Source organism: Thermobifida alba, assembly GCF_023208015.1.
Lineage (GTDB): Bacteria > Actinomycetota > Actinomycetes > Streptosporangiales > Streptosporangiaceae > Thermobifida > Thermobifida alba.
Genome location: NZ_CP051627.1, coordinates 2,834,428 through 2,852,036, shown reverse-complemented (window position 1 = coordinate 2,852,036; position 17,609 = coordinate 2,834,428). Strand labels below are relative to the sequence as shown.

Sequence of the window (17,609 nt, the reverse complement as noted above, 5' to 3'; positions counted from 1 at the left end):
GCTCAGGAGCGGCGGCGCAGCACGATCAGCAGGTTCCAGGTGACGAACTCGCGCAGCAGCGGCACCCGCACCACGGGGTGCGCCCACCACGGCAGGTAGCGGGGCAGGACCGCCACCACCGAGGCGTCGGGGGTGCGCCGCGCCCAGCGGATCATCTCCGCTGCCGACACCGCGAACATGGTGGAGCCGAAGTCGTTCTTGGGGCGCCGCCCGTGCTTCCGGGTGAAGCGGCGGGCCGCGTAGCGTCCGCCGAGGTAGTGCCACGGCGACGTCTCGTGCCCGCCCCACGGCGACAGCCACAGCGTGTACGACAGGTAGACGACGCCTCCCGGCCGGGTCACCCGCACCATCTCGTCGGCCATCCGCACCGGGTCGGGCACGTGCTCCAGCACGTTGGAGGAGAAGCACACGTCCACCGAACCGGTGCGCAGCGGCAGGTCCAGGGCGCTGCCGAGGATCGCGTCGCCGGGCAGTCGGCCGCCGCGCAGCCGCATCTCGCCCGCGTCGGCGTCCACGCACAGGCAGCGCGCCCCCGCCTCGCGCAGCGCGTCGGCGAAGTAGCCGGGGCCGCCGCCCACGTCGGCGACGACCGCGCCGTCCAGCTCCGCGTACTGCCGCAGCTGCGCCACCGTGTCGCGGGCGAGCGTGCCGTAGAACAGGTCCGGGTCGGTCTGCTCCTTGCGGAACGCGGAGAACAGCCGTACCGAGCGGCCCAGGGTGGCGCGGAACGGGACGGCGCCGGCGGAGGCGGGACGGGTCACGCGGCGGCTCCCGAGGCGTCGCGGCGCACGTAGTAGCGCATGTGCACCCAGTGGGTGCCGTGGTCGTCGCCCCGGTACTCCTCGGCGGAGACCACGTGGGCGCCGTGCGCGGCGAGCAGTTCCCGCATCCGGTCGGGCGCCAGGGTGTGCATGCGCATGGGCGCGGGGTAGCCGAGCAGGAAACGCTGCACGAACCGGATCAGCCCGTGCGGCGCGTAGCGGAACACCAGCCCCTTGAGGGTGCGGCGCTCGGTGGCGGGCATGCCGATGACCATCGCCCCGCCGGGCCGCAGCACCCGCGCGAACTCGGCGAGGTAGCCGCGGGCCAGCGGCGGCGGCAGGTGCTGCAGCACCAGGTCGGTGTAGACCAGGTCGAAGGAGGCGTCGGGCAGCACCGCCAGGTCGGGCGCGTCGTTGAGGACGTACTCGATCCGTCCGCCGCTGCGGTCCAGGCGGCGCGCCTCCGCCAGCATGGGAGCGGAGATGTCCACCCCCGTCACCCGGTCGAAGTGGGCGGCCAGCGCGTTGGACAGCCGCCCCGCGCCGCAGCCGAAGTCCAGCGCCCGCTCCCGGCCGTGCGCCACCCCCAGTTCGGCGAGCCGCCCCAGCGCGGCGTCGATCTCGGCGCGGCCGGAGGCGAGGAACTCCTCGTCGTCCCAGCCGCCGTGGCGTTTGTCGGGGTCGACGCAGACCGCCCACAGGGGGGCGGCGGCGCCCAGGGTCGTCCAGTCCTTCCGGATCTCGTCGAGACTCACGGGCAGCTCCTGACAGCCACGGCGAAGCGGCGGGAGAGGGGGATTCGCCTTGTCCCGCGTTTCCGGGTGCGGCCGTGGACCCGCGGGTGTGAGCGAAGCAATATTGGACAACGTGTCTCATTCTGTCACTTCCGCCGCAGACGGCGTCAACCCCGACGACCGTCCCCCCGCACGCCCCGGGGCCGCACCCCCGGCCGCCGCGCCGCACCCGAGCCGCGACCCGATCGTGCTCGTCGGCGCCGCCCTGATCGCCGCGACCCTGGGCCTGCGCGCCTGGGTGCTGCGGCACGCCTACTTCGTCGAGGACGACTTCCTGTTCGTGGCCGACGCGGCCGCCTCCCCGCTGACCGTCGAGTACCTGACCGAACTGCACAAGGGCCACCTGATGCCCGGCGCGAAACTGCTGGTCTACGTGCTGACCGCGGTGTCGCCCTACAACTGGGCGCTGGCCTCGGGCACCATGCTGGCCCTCCAGGGCGCGGCGGCCGCGGCGACGTTCCGGCTGCTGTGGGAGGTGTTCGGACGGCGCTGGGCGATCCTGGCACCGCTGGCCGCGGCCGTCTGCGCGCCGCTGACGGTGCCGGTGCTGGCCTGGTGGTCGGCGGCGCTCAACGGGGTGCCGTTCCAGTTGGCGACGGCGCTGGCGCTGCTGTGGACCGTCCGCCACCTGCGGGGCGGGCGGGAACGGGACGCCTGGCTGGCCGCGGGCGCGGTCGCGGCGGGCATGGCGTTCTCCGTCAAGGCGATGCTGCTGCCGCTGCTGCTGTTCGCGGTGGCCGCCGCGTTCTGCACGCCCGGCCCGCTGGCGTGGGCGCCGTCCGCCGCGCTGCGCGCCCGGCCCCGCTTCTGGGCGAGCATGGGCGCGCTGCTCCTCGGCCACCTGGTGGTCTACCTGAGCCGTCCCGCCGACGCCGAGGGCGCGGGAGTGCCGGATGCGGGGGCGGCGCTGGGGCAGGCGCGGCGGCTGCTGGCCGAGACGTTCCCGGTGGGGGCGGTCGGCGGCCCGGTCCGCTGGGACCCGGTCACGCCCGCGGGCGGGCTGCTGGAACCGCATCCGGCGGCGCTGGTCGCGGCGTGGACGGTGCTGGGCGCGCTGGTCGCGGTGAGCCTGGCGTACCGGCCCCGGTGGGCGTGGCGCGCGTGGGCGCTGCTGGCCGGCTACCTGGTGTGCGTGGACGTCCTGCCCACGCTGGTGGCGCGCGGCCGCTACCAGGAGCTCGTCGGCCACGATCCCCGCTACGTCGCCGACGCGGCCCTGGTGTTCGCGCTCTGCCTGGCACTGGCGTTCCTGCCGACCCGCTGGGAGGCGGAGGGGGAACGCGGGCCCCGGTGGCTGCCGCGCCTGCCGCCGCGGGTGGTCCGGGGCGCGGCGGCAGGCGCCACGGCCCTGTTCGTGGCGGCGGCCTCCTACTCCACCCACACGTATGCCGGGACGCTGTCGGGTGACCGGGTCCGCTGGTATCTGGACACGGTGCGCACCTCCCTGGCGTCGATCCCCGACCGGGCGGGGGTCTTCGCGCGCCCGGTGCCCGAGGACGTCGTGCTGCCGTGGAACGGGGCGCGCCGGTACAGCTCGTACCTGCTCAGCCCGCTGGCGGGCGAGGACGCCGACCGGGTCGCCGACCCGCGGCCGGCGGCGGTGCCGATGGTGCTCAACGACGCCGGGTTCCTGGTGGTCGCCGAGCCCGCGCCGGACAGCGCCTTCTACGGGCCGCCGGAGGGGGAGGAGTGCGTGGAGACGCTCGGCGGCCAGGTGCTGTGGCCGGTCCACTCCCTCGGCGGTCCCGGCCTGGTCGCGGGCCTCGCCTACACCTCGGGCGGGGACGCACCGGTCACGCTGACCGTCGGCGACGACGAGCGGACCACCGAGCTGCCCGCCGCCCCCAACGGCGCGGCCTGGTACGTGCCGCTGGACGGCCGGGGCGAGCACCTGCTGGTGGAGGTGCCCGACGACGTCTGCCTGACCTGGGTGACCTTCGGTGAGCTGGTGCCCTCGGTGGAGGGCAACCCCTGGGAGCAGGAGGAGACGGAGCAGGAGTCCGGGTGAGCACCGGGCCCTGACCGGCGTCGACCATGTCCCCAGTGCCATGAACGCCGCTGACTTTGGCCCCAGCGCCACAATCGGCCGCGCCGATGGCCCTGGGGACATGGTCACTGGCGGCGGTGCGGCCTGTCGTCGGTCAGCGGGACAGGCGGCGCCACACCGGCCGGGGCAGCAGCCGCAGGGCCAGGGCCAGCGTGCCCAGGGGGCGGGGGACCCACACGGTGCGCGCGCCCCGGCGCAGGGCTGCGGCGACCGCGTCGGCCACCCGCCGCGGCGTGGTCGCCAGCGGGGCCTCGGCCACGTGCGCGGACATGCGGGTGCGCACGTACCCGGGGCGGACCACCAGCACCCGGGCGCCGCTGTCCGCCAGCGCGTCGTCCAGCGCCCGGGCGAAGCCGTCCAGCCCCGCCTTGGCCGCGCCGTAGACGAGGTTGGCCCGCCGCACCCGCACGCCCGCCACCGACGACAGCACCACCAGCGTGCCGCGGCCCTGCTCGCGCAGCCGGGCCGCGACCGCCAGGCCCGCCGACACGTGCCCGGTGAGGTTCACCGTCACGCTGTGGGCCGCCGCCACCGGGTCGGCGGCCAGCGCCGCCTGGTCGCCGAGCACCCCGAACGCGGCGACCACCACGTCCAGGTCGCCGACCAGGCGCACCGCCTCCGCCACCGTCGCGGCGTGCCCGGCTGGCTCGGCCGCGTCGAAGTCCACGAGGCGCACCTCCTCCGCGCCCCGCGCGTGCAGCCGTGCCGCGGCCTCCCGCAGCGCCTCCCGTCCGCCGGGGCGTGCCGCCAGCACCACGCGGCGGGCGCCGTCGCGGACCAGCCGCTCCACGATCGCCAGTCCGATCTCGCTGCGTCCGCCCAGCAGCAGCACCGAGTGCACCGTGCCGCGCATCCCGCTCCCCCTCCGCTTCCCGTTCACAGTCCCAGGCGGCGGGACAGGTCCGACACCAGCACCCGGTCCGGGTCCACCCGGTCCCGCACCCGCCGCCACCGGTCCAGGTCCGGGTACATGGCGTGCACCGCCGACGCCGCGGCCCGGCTGTCCTTGGCCAGGTAGACGCGGCCTCCGGCGGCCAGCACCAGTTCGTCGAAGCCGGTCAGCAGCCCGTCCAGCCCCGGCAGGTCGGCGGGCAGGTCCACGGCCAGCGTCCACCCGGGCCGGGGAAAGGACAGCGGCGCGGGCACGCCGGGGCCGAAGCGCTTCAGCACGGCGAGGAAGGACGGGGCGCCGCGCGCCGCGAGGCGCTCCGCGATCCGGCGCAGCGCGCCCTCCTCGCCGAACGGCACGGCGAACTGGTACTGCACCAGGCCGCGCGGCCCGTACAGCCGGTTCCAGTCGCGCAGCGCGTCCAGGGGATGGAAGAACGCCGCCGCCTCCCGGATCTCGCCGCGGCGGCGGCGCGGCGCCCGCGCGTGGTAGGCGGCGTTGAAGGCGCGCACGGTCGCCGTGTTCAGCAGGTGCGGCGGGACGCGGCGGGGGGCGCGCAGCGCCGGGCCCGGACGGTGGCGCAGCGGGTCGCGGCGGGCGGCGGGCGGCAGGTCGGCGACCGCGGCGTGGTGGGCGCGGGTGAGCACGCCGCGGCCCAGGCTGCGGCCGCGGGCCAGCAGGTCCACCCAGCACACCGAGTAGCGGTGGGTCCGGTCGCTCTCCGCCAGCAGCGCGAGGGCCGCGTCGAGGTCGGCGACGCGGTCGGTGTCGACCCGCATCCGCGAGGTCGCCACCGGCAGCACCGTGAACGTGGCCTCGGTGACGACTCCGGTCAGGCCCATACCGCCGACGGTCGCCCAGAACAGGTCCGCCTCGCGGTCCGGGCCGACGCGGCGCACCGCGCCGTCGGGGGTGACGAGGGTGAGGGAGCGCAGGTGCGCGCCGAACGAGGAGTCGGCGTGGTGGTTCTTGCCGTGCACGTCGGCGGCGACCGCCCCGCCGACGGTGACCTGCCGGGTGCCGGGCGTCACCGGAAGGAAGAAGCCGCGCGGCAGCAGGTGGCGCAGGAGCGCGTCCAGGCTGGTGCCCGCCGCCGCGGTGACGGTGCCCGCGTCGGCGTCCAGCCGGAAGCCGGGGTTGAGGTCGGCGCAGTCCACCACCAGGCCGCCCGCGTTCTGCGCGGCGTCGCCGTAGCAGCGGCCCAGGCCGCGGGCGACGGCGCCGCGCCCGTCGGCGGCGGAGCGCAGCACGGCGGCGAGTTCGGCCGTGGTGCGGGGGCGCACCACGGTGGCGGGGCTGGGGTTGGTCCGCCCCCAGCCGGTGAGCAGCGCGCGGCGCAGGCGCACCGTGTCCTCCCTGTCGTCGCGGTCAGTCGAGGTGAACGCCGAGCAGCACCAGCGCCAGCAGCGCGGCCAGGCACAGCTGCAGGGGGCGGTCGCGCAGCACCAGCTCCTCCGGCTCCTCGCCGATCCCGCGCTCCACCAGCAGGTGCAGCCGCAGCACCGCCGTGACCAGCGGCACGACGCTCGCGGCGGTCAGCGCCAGGGCGGGGCCGGTGCGGGTCTCCAGCGCCCACAGGCCGTAGGTGACGATCATCGCAGCCGCCGCCGTGGCGCGCACCCGGGCCAGAAAGCCGGTCGTGTAGTGCGCGAGGGTGACGCGTCCGCCGCCCGCGTCGGGGTTGCGCAGCTCCGCCTCCCGTTTGCCCGCCACGACCAGCAGCGCGCCCAGGCAGACCACGAGGAGGAACCAGCCGGTGATCGGCAGGCCGGTGGCCAGGCCCCCGGCCAGCGCGCGCAGCGCGTGGCAGCCCGCGACGGCGGCGATGTCGCAGCCGGGGACGTGTTTGAGCCGGTAGGTGTAGCCCAGGGACAGCACCAGGTAGCCGGCCAGGACGAGGGCGAGGCGCCACTGCCCCGCGGCCAGCGCGCCCAGCGGCGCGGCGGCGGCGAGCAGGGTCCCCAGGCCCGCGGCCAGCGGTGCGGGCACCAGGCCGGAGGCGACGGGGCGGTGCCGTTTGCGGGCGTGGGCGCGGTCGGCGGCGGCGTCGGCCACGTCGTTGAGCAGGTAGGTGCCGCTCGCCGCCACGCAGAACAGCGCGAACGTCAGCAGTGTGCCGACCGCGACCGGCGGGGAGGCCAGTTCGCCCGCCAGTGCGGGGGCGGCCACGACCAGCAGGTTCTTCGTCCACTGGCGGGGGCGGGCCGACAGCAGGACGCCCCGGGCCACCGGGAGCGGACCGGGGCGTCCTGCGGCGGGGGCTCCGCGTTCCGGGTGCGGTCGGCAGGCGGGACCGCTCATCGGGGGGACACGTCAGGTGCGGGCGTGTGCGGGGGACTTGGCACGGGCCACGTGGAGGACGAGGCCGAGGACGAGCAGGGCCGCGCCGGCCGAGAGCAGCACGATCGGCAGGGTGGTGCGGATCAGCACGAGCTTCTCGCCGTCCGCGGCGGCCTCGATGCGCTCCTCCACCGTCTCGTCGGTGAAGTCCATCGTGGCCTCGAACATGGTGAGCCGCTCCTCGCCGTCGACCACCGCCACCCGGCGCTGCTCCTCGCTCAGGTCGAGCGGGGAGCCGGTGACGGGGTCGATCCAGTAGGTGCGGGTGTTGGAGTAGACGACGTCGGCGGTGACGTCGCCCTCGCCTTCCAGGCCGAGCAGGCTGCGCGGGAACTCGCGGGTCTCGACCACGGTCGGTTCGACGACCTGGACGAACTTGTACGCCTCGACGCCGGGGTGGCCGTCGACCTCCTCGACGCCTTCGAAGGTGATCGGCAGGGTCTCCCGGACGGTGGAGTCGAAGAACTCGTAGTCGCGCTGTTCCACGAGGAACGGCCACTTGAACGCCTGGCCGCTCTGCGGGACGGACTCCTCGTTGACGGCGGAGCCGCAGCAGTCCACGGCTTCGCCGGTGACGCGGTCGTGCGCGGTGTGCCTGGTGGTGGAGAGGAAGGCGAAGTCCCGTTCGACGTCCTTGACCCACCGGAACTCGTCCCAGACGACGGTCTCGTCGTCGCTGGCCCGCACGTCCGCCTTCAGCGTGGTGTGGGCCTCGACGGTCGCCCCCTCGATCACCTCCATCTCCTCGATGTTGAAGTAGGTGGCGTCCTCGCTCCGGTTCACCGTCTGCGAGTAGTAGTCCAGGGGGGTCTTCATGAACACGCCGGCCACCCAGTAGCGGAGCAGTGGGGCCAGCACGAGGCAGAAGACCCCGAGGGCGACGCAAACGGCGGCCACGGTACGGCGCATGGCTCCTCCTGATCAGGGCCTTTTACGGGGGAGTAGGTTACGGGGCAGTAAGGTTACGCCTGAGTAGGGTTGTCGGTATCGTATTGATCCGGAGTGATCCGCGTCACCACTGCGTGACCGAATTTTTGTAATGCGATTCTGTTCCCGACCCGGGAGGGAGACATGGGACCGGGCCCCTCCCCCGCCGTCGCCGCCGGACTTCCCCAGGTCAGCGGCCATCAGCCGGCACTCGACGGGATGCGCGCGCTCGCGGCGCTGCTGGTGCTGGTGTTCCACGTCGCCGTGGAGACCGGGGACGCGCTCGCCCCGGGGGCGGGCGGCGCGCTCCTGGCCGGGGGCGACATGGCGGTTCCGCTGTTCTTCGCGCTGTCGGGACTGCTGCTGTACCGGCCCTGGGCGCACGCCGCGATCGACGGCGTCCCCGGCCCCTCGGTCCGCCGCTACCTGCGGCAGCGCGCGCTGCGCATCCTCCCCGCCTACTGGCTGGTCGCGGTGGCGGCCCTGCTGCTGTGGTCGCGCGAGCACCTCGGCTCGCCGCGCGCCTGGCTGGAGGTCCTCACGCTGACCTTCGTCTACGACCCCGACCCGTGGTGGACCGGAACCGGACCGCGCGGACTCGGCCAGATCTGGAGCCTGTGCGTCGAGGTCGCCTTCTACCTGCTGCTGCCGCTGCTCGCGGCGGTGCTGGCGGCGCCGGCCGCACGCGGCGGCGACCCGGAGGCGCGGGCCCGGCGGCTGCTGGCCGGGATCGCGGTCCTGCCCGTGCTGAGCCTGGCGGCCCTCGTCGTGCAGTTCCACCCCGAGCCGCGTACCTACATGCACGCCTGGCTGCCGCGCACCCTCGGACTGTTCGCCGTGGGCATGGCGCTGGCGGTGCTGGCCCGGTGGGCGTGGCGGGAGCGCGGCGCAAACGGCCCGGTGCGCCGGTTCTGCCGCACCCTCGCGGCCTCGCCCGGACTGTGCTGGAGCGTGGCCGCGTCCGCCTACCTGCTCGGGTCCACCCCGCTGACCGGCGACCGGTTCGTCGGGGTGGAGGACTTCTGGGCGGGGGCGGCCGAACTCCTGGTGTCGATGGTGTTCGCCTTCTTCCTGCTGGCCCCGCTCGCCCTGCTGCCCGAAACCCCCGCGGGGGAGCCCGCCTGGCTGCGCGCCTTCATGGGACACCGGGTCATGCGCTTGCTCGGCAGGATCTCCTACGGCGTCTTCCTGTGGCAGTTCGCCGTGCTCTACCTGTGGCGCGACTTCACCGGCCAGGAGGCGTTCACCGGCTCCCTCCTGCTGGACCTGGTCCCCGTCACCGCGGGCACCCTCCTGCTCGCCGCCGCCACCTACCGCTGGGTGGAGCGGCCGCTGATGCGCCGCTACGGCCGCCGCGCACCGGCGGCCGCCGGTGCGGCACCGCCCGGAGCGGACGGCGACGCCGTCGCCCCCGGACGGTAGGGTCGGCCCATGACAGACGGACAGACCCTGATCGTCGTGGGCGCCGCGATCATCCGCGACGGCGCGGTCCTCGCCGCGCAGCGCGCCGAACCCGCGAGCATGCGCGGAGGCTGGGAGTTCCCCGGAGGCAAGGTCGACCCCGGCGAGACCGAGGAGGCCGCGGTGGTCCGCGAGTGCCGGGAGGAGCTCGGCGTGGAGGTCCGGCCGCTGGCCCGGTTCGACCGCGAGGTCGACTTCCCGCAGCGCCCCGGGGCCCCGCCGGCCGTGCTGCGCCTGTGGACCGCCGAACTCCTCCGCGGCGAACCCCGCCTCCTGGAGCACCTGGCGCTGCGCTGGCTCACCCCCGCCACCCTGGGAGAGGTCGACTGGCTCCCCACCGACCTGCCCTTCGTCGAGGACGTCCGCGGGGCGCTGCTGCCGGACGGCGTGCCCGGGCAGCTCCTGGAGGGCTGAGCGGCCCCGGCGCGCGGGCTTCGGCCCCCCGGCGGAACGAGACCCGGCGCACACCGTGTGACCCGTGTGTTTCTGCGTGGAGGCGGGAGAGCCGCATAAAATGGCGGACGGCCGCGGAAGTCGCGGTGTTCCCCCGTTTTCCCGACAGAGAAGATCGAGACTTTCGCATGCCGACCGCCACCACCGCCGAAGGCACGGCCCTCCGCACCGACCTGCGCAACGTCGCCATCGTGGCGCACGTCGACCACGGCAAGACCACGCTCGTGGACGCCATGCTCCGCTACGCCGGGGCCTTCCGCGCCCACCAGGAGGTCGAGGACCGGGTCATGGACTCCGGCGACCTGGAACGCGAGAAGGGCATCACCATTCTCGCCAAGAACACCGCCGTCCACTACACCACCCCCGAGGGCGACGACGTCGTCATCAACATCGTCGACACCCCCGGCCACGCCGACTTCGGCGGCGAGGTCGAACGCGGACTGTCCATGGTGGACGGCGTGGTGCTCCTGGTCGACGCCAGCGAGGGGCCGCTGCCGCAGACCCGGTTCGTGCTGCGCAAGGCCCTGGCCGCCAAGCTCCCGGTGATCCTCGTCGTCAACAAGGTGGACCGCCCCGACAGCCGCATCGCCGAGGTCGTGGACGACACCTACGAACTGTTCATGGACCTCGACGCCACCGAGGAGCAGATCGACTTCCCCATCGTCTACGCCTGCGCCCGCGACGGCCGGGCCTCCCTGGAGCGCCCCGCCGACGGCGGCCTCCCCGACAACGACGACCTGGAGCCGCTGTTCCGCACCATCCTGGCGACGATCCCCCCGCCCGAGTACACCCCCGGCGCGCCCCTCCAGGCGCACGTCACCAACCTCGACGCCTCCCCGTTCCTGGGCCGCCTCGCGCTGTGCCGCGTCCACCAGGGCGAGATCCGCAAGGGCCAGCAGGCCGCGTGGATCCGCACCGACGGCAGCGTCCAGCAGGTCAGGGTCACCGAGCTGTTCATGACCGAGGCCCTGGACCGCAAGCCCGCCGAGCAGGCCGGCCCCGGCGACATCATCGCCATCGCGGGCATCCCCGACATCATGATCGGGGAGACCCTCGCCGACCCCGAGGACCCGCGCCCCCTGCCGCCGATCACCGTGGACGAGCCCGCGATCTCCATGACCATCGGCACCAACACCTCGCCGCTGGTCGGCCGGACCAAGGGGGCCAAGGTCACCGCCCGCCTGGTCAAGGACCGCCTCGACCGGGAGCTCGTCGGCAACGTGAGCCTGCGGGTGCTGCCCACCGACCGGCCCGACGCCTGGGAGGTCCAGGGGCGCGGCGAGCTGGCGCTGGCGATCCTGGTGGAGCAGATGCGCCGCGAGGGCTACGAGCTGACCGTCGGCAAGCCGCAGGTCGTCACCAGGGTCATCGACGGCCGGCTGCACGAGCCGGTGGAGCGCCTCACCGTGGACATCCCCGAGGAGCACCTGGGCGCCGTCACCCAGCTCCTCAACGTCCGCAGGGGACGCATGGAGAACATGACCAACCACGGCACCGGCTGGGTCCGCATGGACTGGACCGTGCCGTCGCGCGGCCTCATCGGCTTCCGCACCGAGTTCCTCACCGAGACGCGCGGCACCGGCATCGCCCACCACGTCTTCGAGGGCTACGCGCCGTGGTCCGGCGAGCTGCGCACCCGCCCCACCGGCTCGCTGGTCGCCGACCGCAGCGGGCAGGCCACCGCCTACGCCATGTTCAACCTCCAGGAGCGCGGCAGCCTGTTCGTGGAGCCGGGCACCGAGGTGTACGAAGGCATGGTCGTCGGCGAGAACTCGCGCGCCGACGACATGGACGTCAACATCACCAAGGAGCGCAAGCTCACCAACATGCGCTCCTCCACCGCCGAGGAACTGGAGCGGCTGGTGCCGCCGCGCCGGCTCTCCCTGGAGCAGGCGCTGGAGTTCTGCCGCGAGGACGAGTGCGTGGAGGTCACGGCCGACGCGGTGCGCATCCGCAAGGTCGTCCTCGACCAGAAGGAGCGCGCCCGCGCCCTGGCGCACCGCAAGCGCCAGTGATCCGGGGCCGCGCCCGGCCCGGCGCGCGGAACCGCCGGGGCGGACCCGGCGCACCGGGGGTTCCGGTCCCCCGCCGCCGGGCGTGCCCGGGCGTCGTCCGGCCCGCCCGGCGGCGGGGCGCCGCGCCGACCGGGGTTGGCGCGCCGCACGGCGGGGAGAAAGAGCAGAGACACCCGATTCCCCGTACCGTATGGTCTTTCCGCGGTCACGGCCGTAGCCTGTCGGGTCAGCGCGTCCCGAGGGCTGCGGTCGCGGGGCGGTGAACGGCGGCCGAGCATTAAGGACATCCCATGGGGCAGCCTCACGCGGTCATCATCGGCGGCGGCATCGGCGGGCTCACCACCGCCGCGGCCCTGTGCGACAGGGGCTGGACCGTGACCGTCTGCGAGCGGGAGCCGTCCCCCGGAGAGGCCGACGTCGGTCTGGGGCTGCTGCCCAACGGGCTGCGCGCCCTCGACGCCATCGGGTTGGGTGATGCGCTGCGCGCGGGCGCGACCCGGCCGGACGCGGCCGTGCTGCGCCGCGTCGACGGCCGTGTCCTGCTCCGCCTCGACCAGGAGCGGTTGAGCCGCAGGTACGGCGACGCGGTCGTCGTGGTGGCCCGCTCCGCCCTGCTCCGGCTGCTGCTCGGCCGACTGCCCGCCACCGCGGTGCACGCGGGCGTCGCGGTCACCGGGGTCGAGCCGGGCGACACCCACCAGCCGGCGCGGGTCCGCACCACCGCGGGCGACCTCTCCGCCGACCTCGTGGTCGCCGCCGACGGCGTGCGGTCCACGGTCCGCGGACTGCTCTTCCCCGACCATCCGGAACCGGCCTACGCGGGCTTCACCACCTGGCGGTTCGTCGCTCCCGGCCCCGGCGGGCCGGTGGCGGCCGGGGAGACGTGGGGGCGCGGCGCGGCCTTCGGCCTCCTGCCGCTGCCCGGCGGCCGGGTGTACGGCTACGCCACGGCCAACGCCCCCGCCCACCGGCGGGCCGCCGACGAGCGGGCCGAACTGCTGCGGCTGTTCGGCGACTGGCACGGCCCCGTCCCGGAGCTGCTGCGCGCGGTGCCGCCGCGGGCGGTGGTGCGCGCCGACGCCTGGGTCGCCGACGCGCCGCTGCCCGCCTACCACCGCGGGCGGGTCGCGCTGGTCGGCGACGCCGCGCACGCCATCCCGCCCAACCTGGACCAGGGGGCCTGCCTGGCGATGGAGGACGCCGTGGTGCTGGCGCACCGCGCCAGCAGCTCCGCCGCCTACCTGCCGAGCGCGCTGGCCTCCTACACCGACGACCGGCTGGGGCGGACCAGCTACGTGGTGCAGCGGATCGCGCAGTTCGCGGAGCTGGCGCGGGCGGCCTCGCCCGTGCTGGCCCGGGGCCGCGACGCCGGTGTGAGGCTCATGGGCGCCCTGGCGCCCCACCGGTCGGTGCAGCGCTACCTGGACTCCATCCTCCGGTGGCAGCCGCCCCGGCAGGGTGCGCTGCTGTGACGGCGGCGCTCACCTCGGCTCCAGTTCCTCGGGCGGGGCGATGACTTCCAGGTCCTCGCCGAGGTCGGCCCTGGTGAGGGTGCCGAGGTAGGACATCAGCACCCGCCGGAAGGCCCGGGCGGTGCGGGAGGGGGCGACGTCCTTGCGGTGCGCCAGCGCGATGGTGCGCAGCAGCCGCGGCTTGGCCAGCGGGGTGCCGCGCAGTCCGGGCCGGTTGCGCAGCACCATGCTGGGGACCACGGCCAGGCCCAGGCCCGCCTCGACGAACCGCAGGACCGCGTCCATCTCCCCGCCCTCCACCGTCAGGCGGGGTTCGAAGCCCGCGGCGCGGCAGGCGCTCAGCGTCGCCTCGCGCACGTCGTAGCCGCTCCGGAACATCACCAGCGGGTGGTCGCGCAGGTCGGTGATGCGCATGGAGGCGCGGGGGGCGGGGGAGGGGCGGGACCGCGGACTGGCCACGACCAGGCTCTCGCGCAGGATCGGCACGGTCACGAACTCGGGGTCGTTGCTGTGCAGGGGCAGGATGATCAGGGCCAGGTCCAGTTCCCCCCGGCCCAGGGCGCGGATGAGGTCGCGGGAGCCGCCCTCCTCCACGTGCAGTTCGATGCCGGGGTAGCGTTCGTGGAAGAGGGCCAGCGCGTCGGCGAGCAGTCCGGCGCACAGTGACGGCGTGGCGCCCAGGCGTACCCGGCCGCGGCGCATCCCGGTGACCTCCTGGACCTCGCGGCGGGCGGTCTCCAGGTCGGCGAGTATCCGCCGGGCGAGGGGTAGCAGGGCCTCACCGGCCGGGGTGAGTGTGATATTTCCCCGGGCTCGAATGAATAACGGTGCGCCGAGGTCCTCCTCCAGGGCGCGGATCTGCTTGCTCAGACTGGGCTGGGCGACGCGGGACAGCTCCGCTGCCCGGGTGAAATGTCGGGTTTCGGCGACCGCGACGAAGTAGGCGAGTTGGTGGAACTGCACGATCCATAGCCTAAAGCTATGGTCACAAGCATTCCCATGACTTAGACGAACCTGTTAAGGAAGATCTAAAGTTCACATTGTGGCGAACAGTACCCTGACGAAGCAGCGATCGACGGCATTCGGGTCGACGGTGGCGGCCAAGGCCGCGATGGCGGTCACCGGCGCGATCCTCGTGCTGTTCCTGATCGCGCACATGTACGGCAACCTCATGATCTTCGGAGGCCAGGAGGCCTTCGACGACTACTCGCACCACCTCCGGGTCCTCGGCGAGCCGATGCTCCCGACCAACGGCTTCCTGTGGATCATGCGCGTCGTCCTGCTGGCGAGCGTCCTCATCCACATGTACGCGGCCTTCACCCTGTGGAACCGGGCGCGGCGGGCGACCGGGGGCAAGGGATCGCGACGCTACCGCAGCGGCAAGAACCGCACCGGAGTGCAGCGCACCTACGCCTCCTTCACCCTGCGCTGGGGCGGCGTGGTCATCGCGCTCTTCGTGATCTACCACCTGCTGCACCTGACCACGAACACGATCGCGCCGGGCGGGGCCTCCGACAGCCCCTACGAGCGGGTCGTCAACGGTTTCCAGATCTGGTGGGTGGTGCTGATCTACCTGATCGCCATGCTGGCGGTCGGGTTCCACCTGCGGCACGGACTGTGGAGTGCGGTGCAGACCCTCGGCCGGAGCAAGGCGCGGCGGCAGCGCGCCATCAACGGCGTCGCGACGGCCATCGCCGTGGTCATCACGGCCGGCTTCCTCATTCCCCCGTTCTCCGTTCTCTTTGGGCTGGTGGGCTAGATGACCGAGCTTTACACCGAGGGCGCTCCGATCCGCGACGAGAAGGCCCCCGACGGGCCGATCGCGGAGCGCTGGGACAAGCGCCGCTTCTCCGCGCGCCTGGTCAACCCCGCGAACCGGCGCAAGCTCTCGATCATCATCGTGGGCACCGGCCTGGCCGGCGCCTCCGCGGCGGCCACGCTGGGCGAGGCCGGCTACAACGTCAAGTCGTTCTGCTACCAGGACAGCCCCCGGCGCGCGCACAGCATCGCCGCGCAGGGCGGTATCAACGCGGCGAAGAACTACCGCAACGACGGCGACAGCATCTACCGGCTGTTCTACGACACCGTCAAGGGCGGCGACTACCGCGCCCGCGAGTCCAACGTCTACCGGCTGGCGCAGGTCAGCGTCGAGATCATCGACCAGTGCGTCGCCCAGGGCGTGCCCTTCGCCCGCGAGTACGGCGGCCTGCTCGACAACCGCTCCTTCGGCGGTGTGCAGGTCTCCCGCACCTTCTACGCCCGCGGCCAGACGGGCCAGCAGCTCCTGATCGGCGCCTACCAGGCGCTGGAGCGGCAGGTCGCGGCGGGCACGGTGGAGATGTACACCCGCCACGAGATGCTGGAGCTCATCGTCGCCGACGGCCGGGCGCGCGGCATCATCGTGCGCGACATGGTCACCGGCGAGATCGAGACCCACTTCGCCGACGCGGTCGTGCTCGCCACCGGCGGCTACGGCAACGTGTTCTTCCTGTCCACCAACGCGATGGGCAGCAACGTCACGGCGATCTGGCGGGCCCACCGCAAGGGCGCGCTGTTCGCCAACCCCTGCTACACGCAGATCCACCCGACCTGCATCCCGGTCAGCGGCTCCTACCAGTCCAAGCTGACCCTGATGAGCGAGTCGCTGCGCAACGACGGCCGCATCTGGGTGCCCAAGAAGATGGGCGACGAGCGCGACCCGAGGGAGATCCCCGAGGAGGAGCGCGACTACTACCTGGAGCGCATGTACCCGTCCTTCGGCAACCTGGTGCCGCGCGACATCGCCTCGCGCGCCGCCAAGCGGGTCTGCGACGAGGGACGCGGTGTCGGTCCCGGCGGTCTGGGCGTCTACCTGGACTTCGCCGACGCGATCAAGCGGATGGGCCGCGCGGCCGTGGAGGCCAAGTACGGCAACCTGTTCGACATGTACCAGCGCATCACCGGGGAGAACCCCTACGAGGTCCCGATGCGCATCTACCCGGCGGTGCACTACACCATGGGCGGCCTGTGGGTCGACTACGACCTGCAGAGCACCATCCCGGGCCTGTTCGTGGCCGGGGAGGCCAACTTCTCCGACCACGGCGCCAACCGCCTGGGCGCCAGCGCGCTGATGCAGGGCCTGGCCGACGGCTACTTCGTGCTGCCCAACACCATCAACGACTACCTGGCCGACGGTCCCTTCGAGAAGATCGACGAGAGCCACCCGGAGGTCAAGGAGGCGGCCGAGGCGGTGCGCACCCGCCTCGACAAGCTGCTGTCCATCAACGGCAGCCGCACCGTGGACTCCTTCCACCGCGAGCTGGGCCAGATCATGTGGGACTACTGCGGCATGGAGCGCACCGAGGAGGGCCTCAACAAGGCCATCGCGCGCATCCGCGAGCTGCGGGCGGAGTTCTGGCGCGACGTCAAGGTCACCGGCGTCAACGAGGAGCTCAACCAGGCCCTGGAGCGGGCCCACCGGGTCGCCGACTTCTTCGAGCTGGCCGAGCTGATGTGCATCGACGCGCTGCACCGCCGCGAGTCCTGCGGCGGCCACTTCCGCGCCGAGAGCCAGACCGAGGACGGCGAGGCGCTGCGTCATGACGACGAGTTCGCCTATGTCGCGGCGTGGGAGTTCACCGGTGTGGGTGAGCCCCCCGTGCTGCACAAGGAAGCCCTGGAATACGAGTACGTCGAGATGAAGCAGCGGAGCTACAAGTGAACATCACCCTGCGCGTTTGGCGTCAGAAGAGCAGGGACGACGAGGGCCGGATGGTCACCTACCAGGTCGAGGACGTCAACGAGAACATGTCCTTCCTGGAGATGCTCGACGTCCTCAACGAGAAGCTCACGCTCCAGGGCGAGGAGCCGATCGCGTTCGACCACGACTGCCGCGAGGGCATCTGCGGCGCCTGCGGTGTGGTGATCAACGGCATCGCCCACGGCCCCGAGGTCACCACCACCTGCCAGCTGCACATGCGCAGCTTCTCCGACGGCGACGTCATCGACGTCGAACCGTGGCGGGCCAAGGCGTTCCCGGTCATCAAGGACCTGGTGGTCGACCGCAGCGCCTTCGACCGCATCATCCAGGCGGGCGGCTACATCAGCGCGCCCACGGGCACCGCCCCGGACGCGCACGCCACCCCCGTCCCCAAGGCCGACGCGGACCGCGCCTTCGACGCCGCGACCTGCATCGGCTGCGGCGCGTGCGTGGCGGCCTGCCCGAACGCCTCGGCGATGCTGTTCACCGCGGCCAAGGTCACCCACCTGGGCATGCTCCCGCAGGGGCAGCCCGAGCGGGCCTCCCGCGTGGTGAAGATGGTCAACCAGCACGACGAGGAGGACTTCGGCGGCTGCACCAACATCGGTGAGTGCGCCGCGGTCTGCCCCAAGGGCATCCCGCTGGACACCATCTCCCAGCTCAACGACGACCTGCTGGGCGCTCTGGCCTCCGGCAAGCTGTAGCCGGCCG

At 73.5% G+C, this 17,609-nt stretch carries 15 protein-coding genes; 8 read left to right on the top strand and 7 right to left on the bottom strand.

The features are described 5' to 3' along the window. Window positions 1–2: 2 nt before the first annotated feature. The gene (locus FOF52_RS12625) at window positions 3–761 is read right to left on the bottom strand and encodes a class I SAM-dependent methyltransferase (RefSeq protein ID WP_248590166.1); all 759 of its coding nucleotides are present in this window, start codon (window positions 759–761) and stop codon (window positions 3–5) included. Next, window positions 758–1,516 (bottom strand): class I SAM-dependent methyltransferase, encoded by a 759-nt coding sequence (locus tag FOF52_RS12620; RefSeq protein WP_341849684.1) that lies wholly within the window; start codon window positions 1,514–1,516, stop codon window positions 758–760. Before FOF52_RS12620 ends, FOF52_RS12625 begins: the two co-directional genes overlap by 4 nt. A 112-nt stretch (window positions 1,517–1,628) precedes the next feature. Here FOF52_RS12620 and FOF52_RS12615 point away from each other — a divergent pair, with 112 nt between their 5' ends. Next, window positions 1,629–3,563 (top strand): hypothetical protein, encoded by a 1,935-nt coding sequence (locus FOF52_RS12615; RefSeq protein WP_248590165.1) that lies wholly within the window; start codon window positions 1,629–1,631, stop codon window positions 3,561–3,563. 133 nt (window positions 3,564–3,696) lie between these two features. On the opposite strand, the gene dprE2 is transcribed toward FOF52_RS12615, so the two are convergent. Genes dprE2 through pgfA form a run of 4 tightly spaced genes read right to left on the bottom strand, consistent with a single transcriptional unit; the run spans window position 3,697 to window position 7,740 of the window. Next, window positions 3,697–4,455 carry a decaprenylphospho-beta-D-erythro-pentofuranosid-2-ulose 2-reductase gene (gene dprE2, locus FOF52_RS12610; protein WP_248590164.1) on the bottom strand — a complete coding sequence of 253 codons (759 nt, stop codon included), beginning with the start codon at window positions 4,453–4,455 and terminating at the stop codon, window positions 3,697–3,699. A gap of 23 nt (window positions 4,456–4,478) precedes the next feature. Next, window positions 4,479–5,837, bottom strand: coding sequence for an FAD-binding oxidoreductase (gene dprE1, locus FOF52_RS12605; RefSeq protein ID WP_248590163.1), 1,359 nt, complete (start codon window positions 5,835–5,837; stop codon window positions 4,479–4,481). Window positions 5,838–5,859: 22 nt separating this feature from the next. Beyond that, the gene (locus FOF52_RS12600; protein WP_248590162.1) at window positions 5,860–6,792 is read right to left on the bottom strand and encodes a decaprenyl-phosphate phosphoribosyltransferase; all 933 of its coding nucleotides are present in this window, start codon (window positions 6,790–6,792) and stop codon (window positions 5,860–5,862) included. Between the two features lie 12 nt (window positions 6,793–6,804). After that, window positions 6,805–7,740: a cell envelope lipid trafficking protein PgfA gene (gene pgfA / locus FOF52_RS12595; protein ID WP_248590161.1), complete on the bottom strand. Its 936-nt coding sequence runs from the start codon at window positions 7,738–7,740 to the stop codon at window positions 6,805–6,807. A 162-nt stretch (window positions 7,741–7,902) separates the two neighbouring features. On the opposite strand from pgfA, the gene FOF52_RS12590 reads away from it, so the two are divergent. The 4 genes from FOF52_RS12590 to FOF52_RS12575 all read left to right on the top strand — a co-directional run bounded on the left by FOF52_RS12590 (window position 7,903) and on the right by FOF52_RS12575 (window position 13,159). Further along, window positions 7,903–9,180 carry an acyltransferase family protein gene (locus FOF52_RS12590; protein WP_248590160.1) on the top strand — a complete coding sequence of 426 codons (1,278 nt, stop codon included), beginning with the start codon at window positions 7,903–7,905 and terminating at the stop codon, window positions 9,178–9,180. A 9-nt stretch (window positions 9,181–9,189) separates the two neighbouring features. Then, window positions 9,190–9,633 (top strand): (deoxy)nucleoside triphosphate pyrophosphohydrolase, encoded by a 444-nt coding sequence (locus FOF52_RS12585; protein ID WP_248590159.1) that lies wholly within the window; start codon window positions 9,190–9,192, stop codon window positions 9,631–9,633. 167 nt (window positions 9,634–9,800) lie between these two features. Further along, window positions 9,801–11,687: a translational GTPase TypA gene (gene typA / locus FOF52_RS12580; protein WP_248590158.1), complete on the top strand. Its 1,887-nt coding sequence runs from the start codon at window positions 9,801–9,803 to the stop codon at window positions 11,685–11,687. 290 nt (window positions 11,688–11,977) lie between these two features. Then, a complete protein-coding gene (locus tag FOF52_RS12575; RefSeq protein ID WP_248590157.1) occupies window positions 11,978–13,159 on the top strand; it encodes an FAD-dependent oxidoreductase in 1,182 nt (393 codons plus the stop codon). A 9-nt stretch (window positions 13,160–13,168) separates the two neighbouring features. Here the strand turns inward: FOF52_RS12575 and FOF52_RS12570 are convergent, their stop codons facing one another. Beyond that, window positions 13,169–14,122 carry a LysR family transcriptional regulator gene (locus tag FOF52_RS12570; protein ID WP_248590156.1) on the bottom strand — a complete coding sequence of 318 codons (954 nt, stop codon included), beginning with the start codon at window positions 14,120–14,122 and terminating at the stop codon, window positions 13,169–13,171. Between the two features lie 79 nt (window positions 14,123–14,201). On the opposite strand from FOF52_RS12570, the gene FOF52_RS12565 reads away from it, so the two are divergent. Genes FOF52_RS12565 through FOF52_RS12555 form a run of 3 tightly spaced genes read left to right on the top strand, consistent with a single transcriptional unit; the run spans window position 14,202 to window position 17,602 of the window. After that, window positions 14,202–14,918, top strand: coding sequence for a succinate dehydrogenase cytochrome b subunit (locus tag FOF52_RS12565; RefSeq protein ID WP_248590155.1), 717 nt, complete (start codon window positions 14,202–14,204; stop codon window positions 14,916–14,918). Next, window positions 14,919–16,859 carry a fumarate reductase/succinate dehydrogenase flavoprotein subunit gene (locus tag FOF52_RS12560; protein WP_248590154.1) on the top strand — a complete coding sequence of 647 codons (1,941 nt, stop codon included), beginning with the start codon at window positions 14,919–14,921 and terminating at the stop codon, window positions 16,857–16,859. Continuing rightward, entirely contained in the window at window positions 16,856–17,602 is a 747-nt protein-coding gene (locus FOF52_RS12555) for a succinate dehydrogenase/fumarate reductase iron-sulfur subunit (protein ID WP_248590153.1), read from the top strand. The genes FOF52_RS12560 and FOF52_RS12555 overlap by 4 nt, the downstream gene beginning before the upstream one ends. The last annotated feature ends 7 nt before the right edge of the window (window positions 17,603–17,609 follow it).

Bases quoted from the DNA above. Each gene is read 5' to 3' on its own strand.
- FOF52_RS12590 (WP_248590160.1), top strand. From the start codon at position 7,903: ATGGGACCGGGCCCCTCCCCCGCCGTCGCCGCCGGACTTCCCCAGGTC.
- FOF52_RS12575 (WP_248590157.1), top strand. From the start codon at position 11,978: ATGGGGCAGCCTCACGCGGTCATCATCGGCGGCGGCATCGGCGGGCTC.
- typA (WP_248590158.1), top strand. From the start codon at position 9,801: ATGCCGACCGCCACCACCGCCGAAGGCACGGCCCTCCGCACCGACCTG.
- FOF52_RS12585 (WP_248590159.1), top strand. From the start codon at position 9,190: ATGACAGACGGACAGACCCTGATCGTCGTGGGCGCCGCGATCATCCGC.
- dprE2 (WP_248590164.1), bottom strand. From the start codon at position 4,455: ATGCGCGGCACGGTGCACTCGGTGCTGCTGCTGGGCGGACGCAGCGAG.
- FOF52_RS12600 (WP_248590162.1), bottom strand. From the start codon at position 6,792: ATGAGCGGTCCCGCCTGCCGACCGCACCCGGAACGCGGAGCCCCCGCC.
- FOF52_RS12560 (WP_248590154.1), top strand. From the start codon at position 14,919: ATGACCGAGCTTTACACCGAGGGCGCTCCGATCCGCGACGAGAAGGCC.
- pgfA (WP_248590161.1), bottom strand. From the start codon at position 7,740: ATGCGCCGTACCGTGGCCGCCGTTTGCGTCGCCCTCGGGGTCTTCTGC.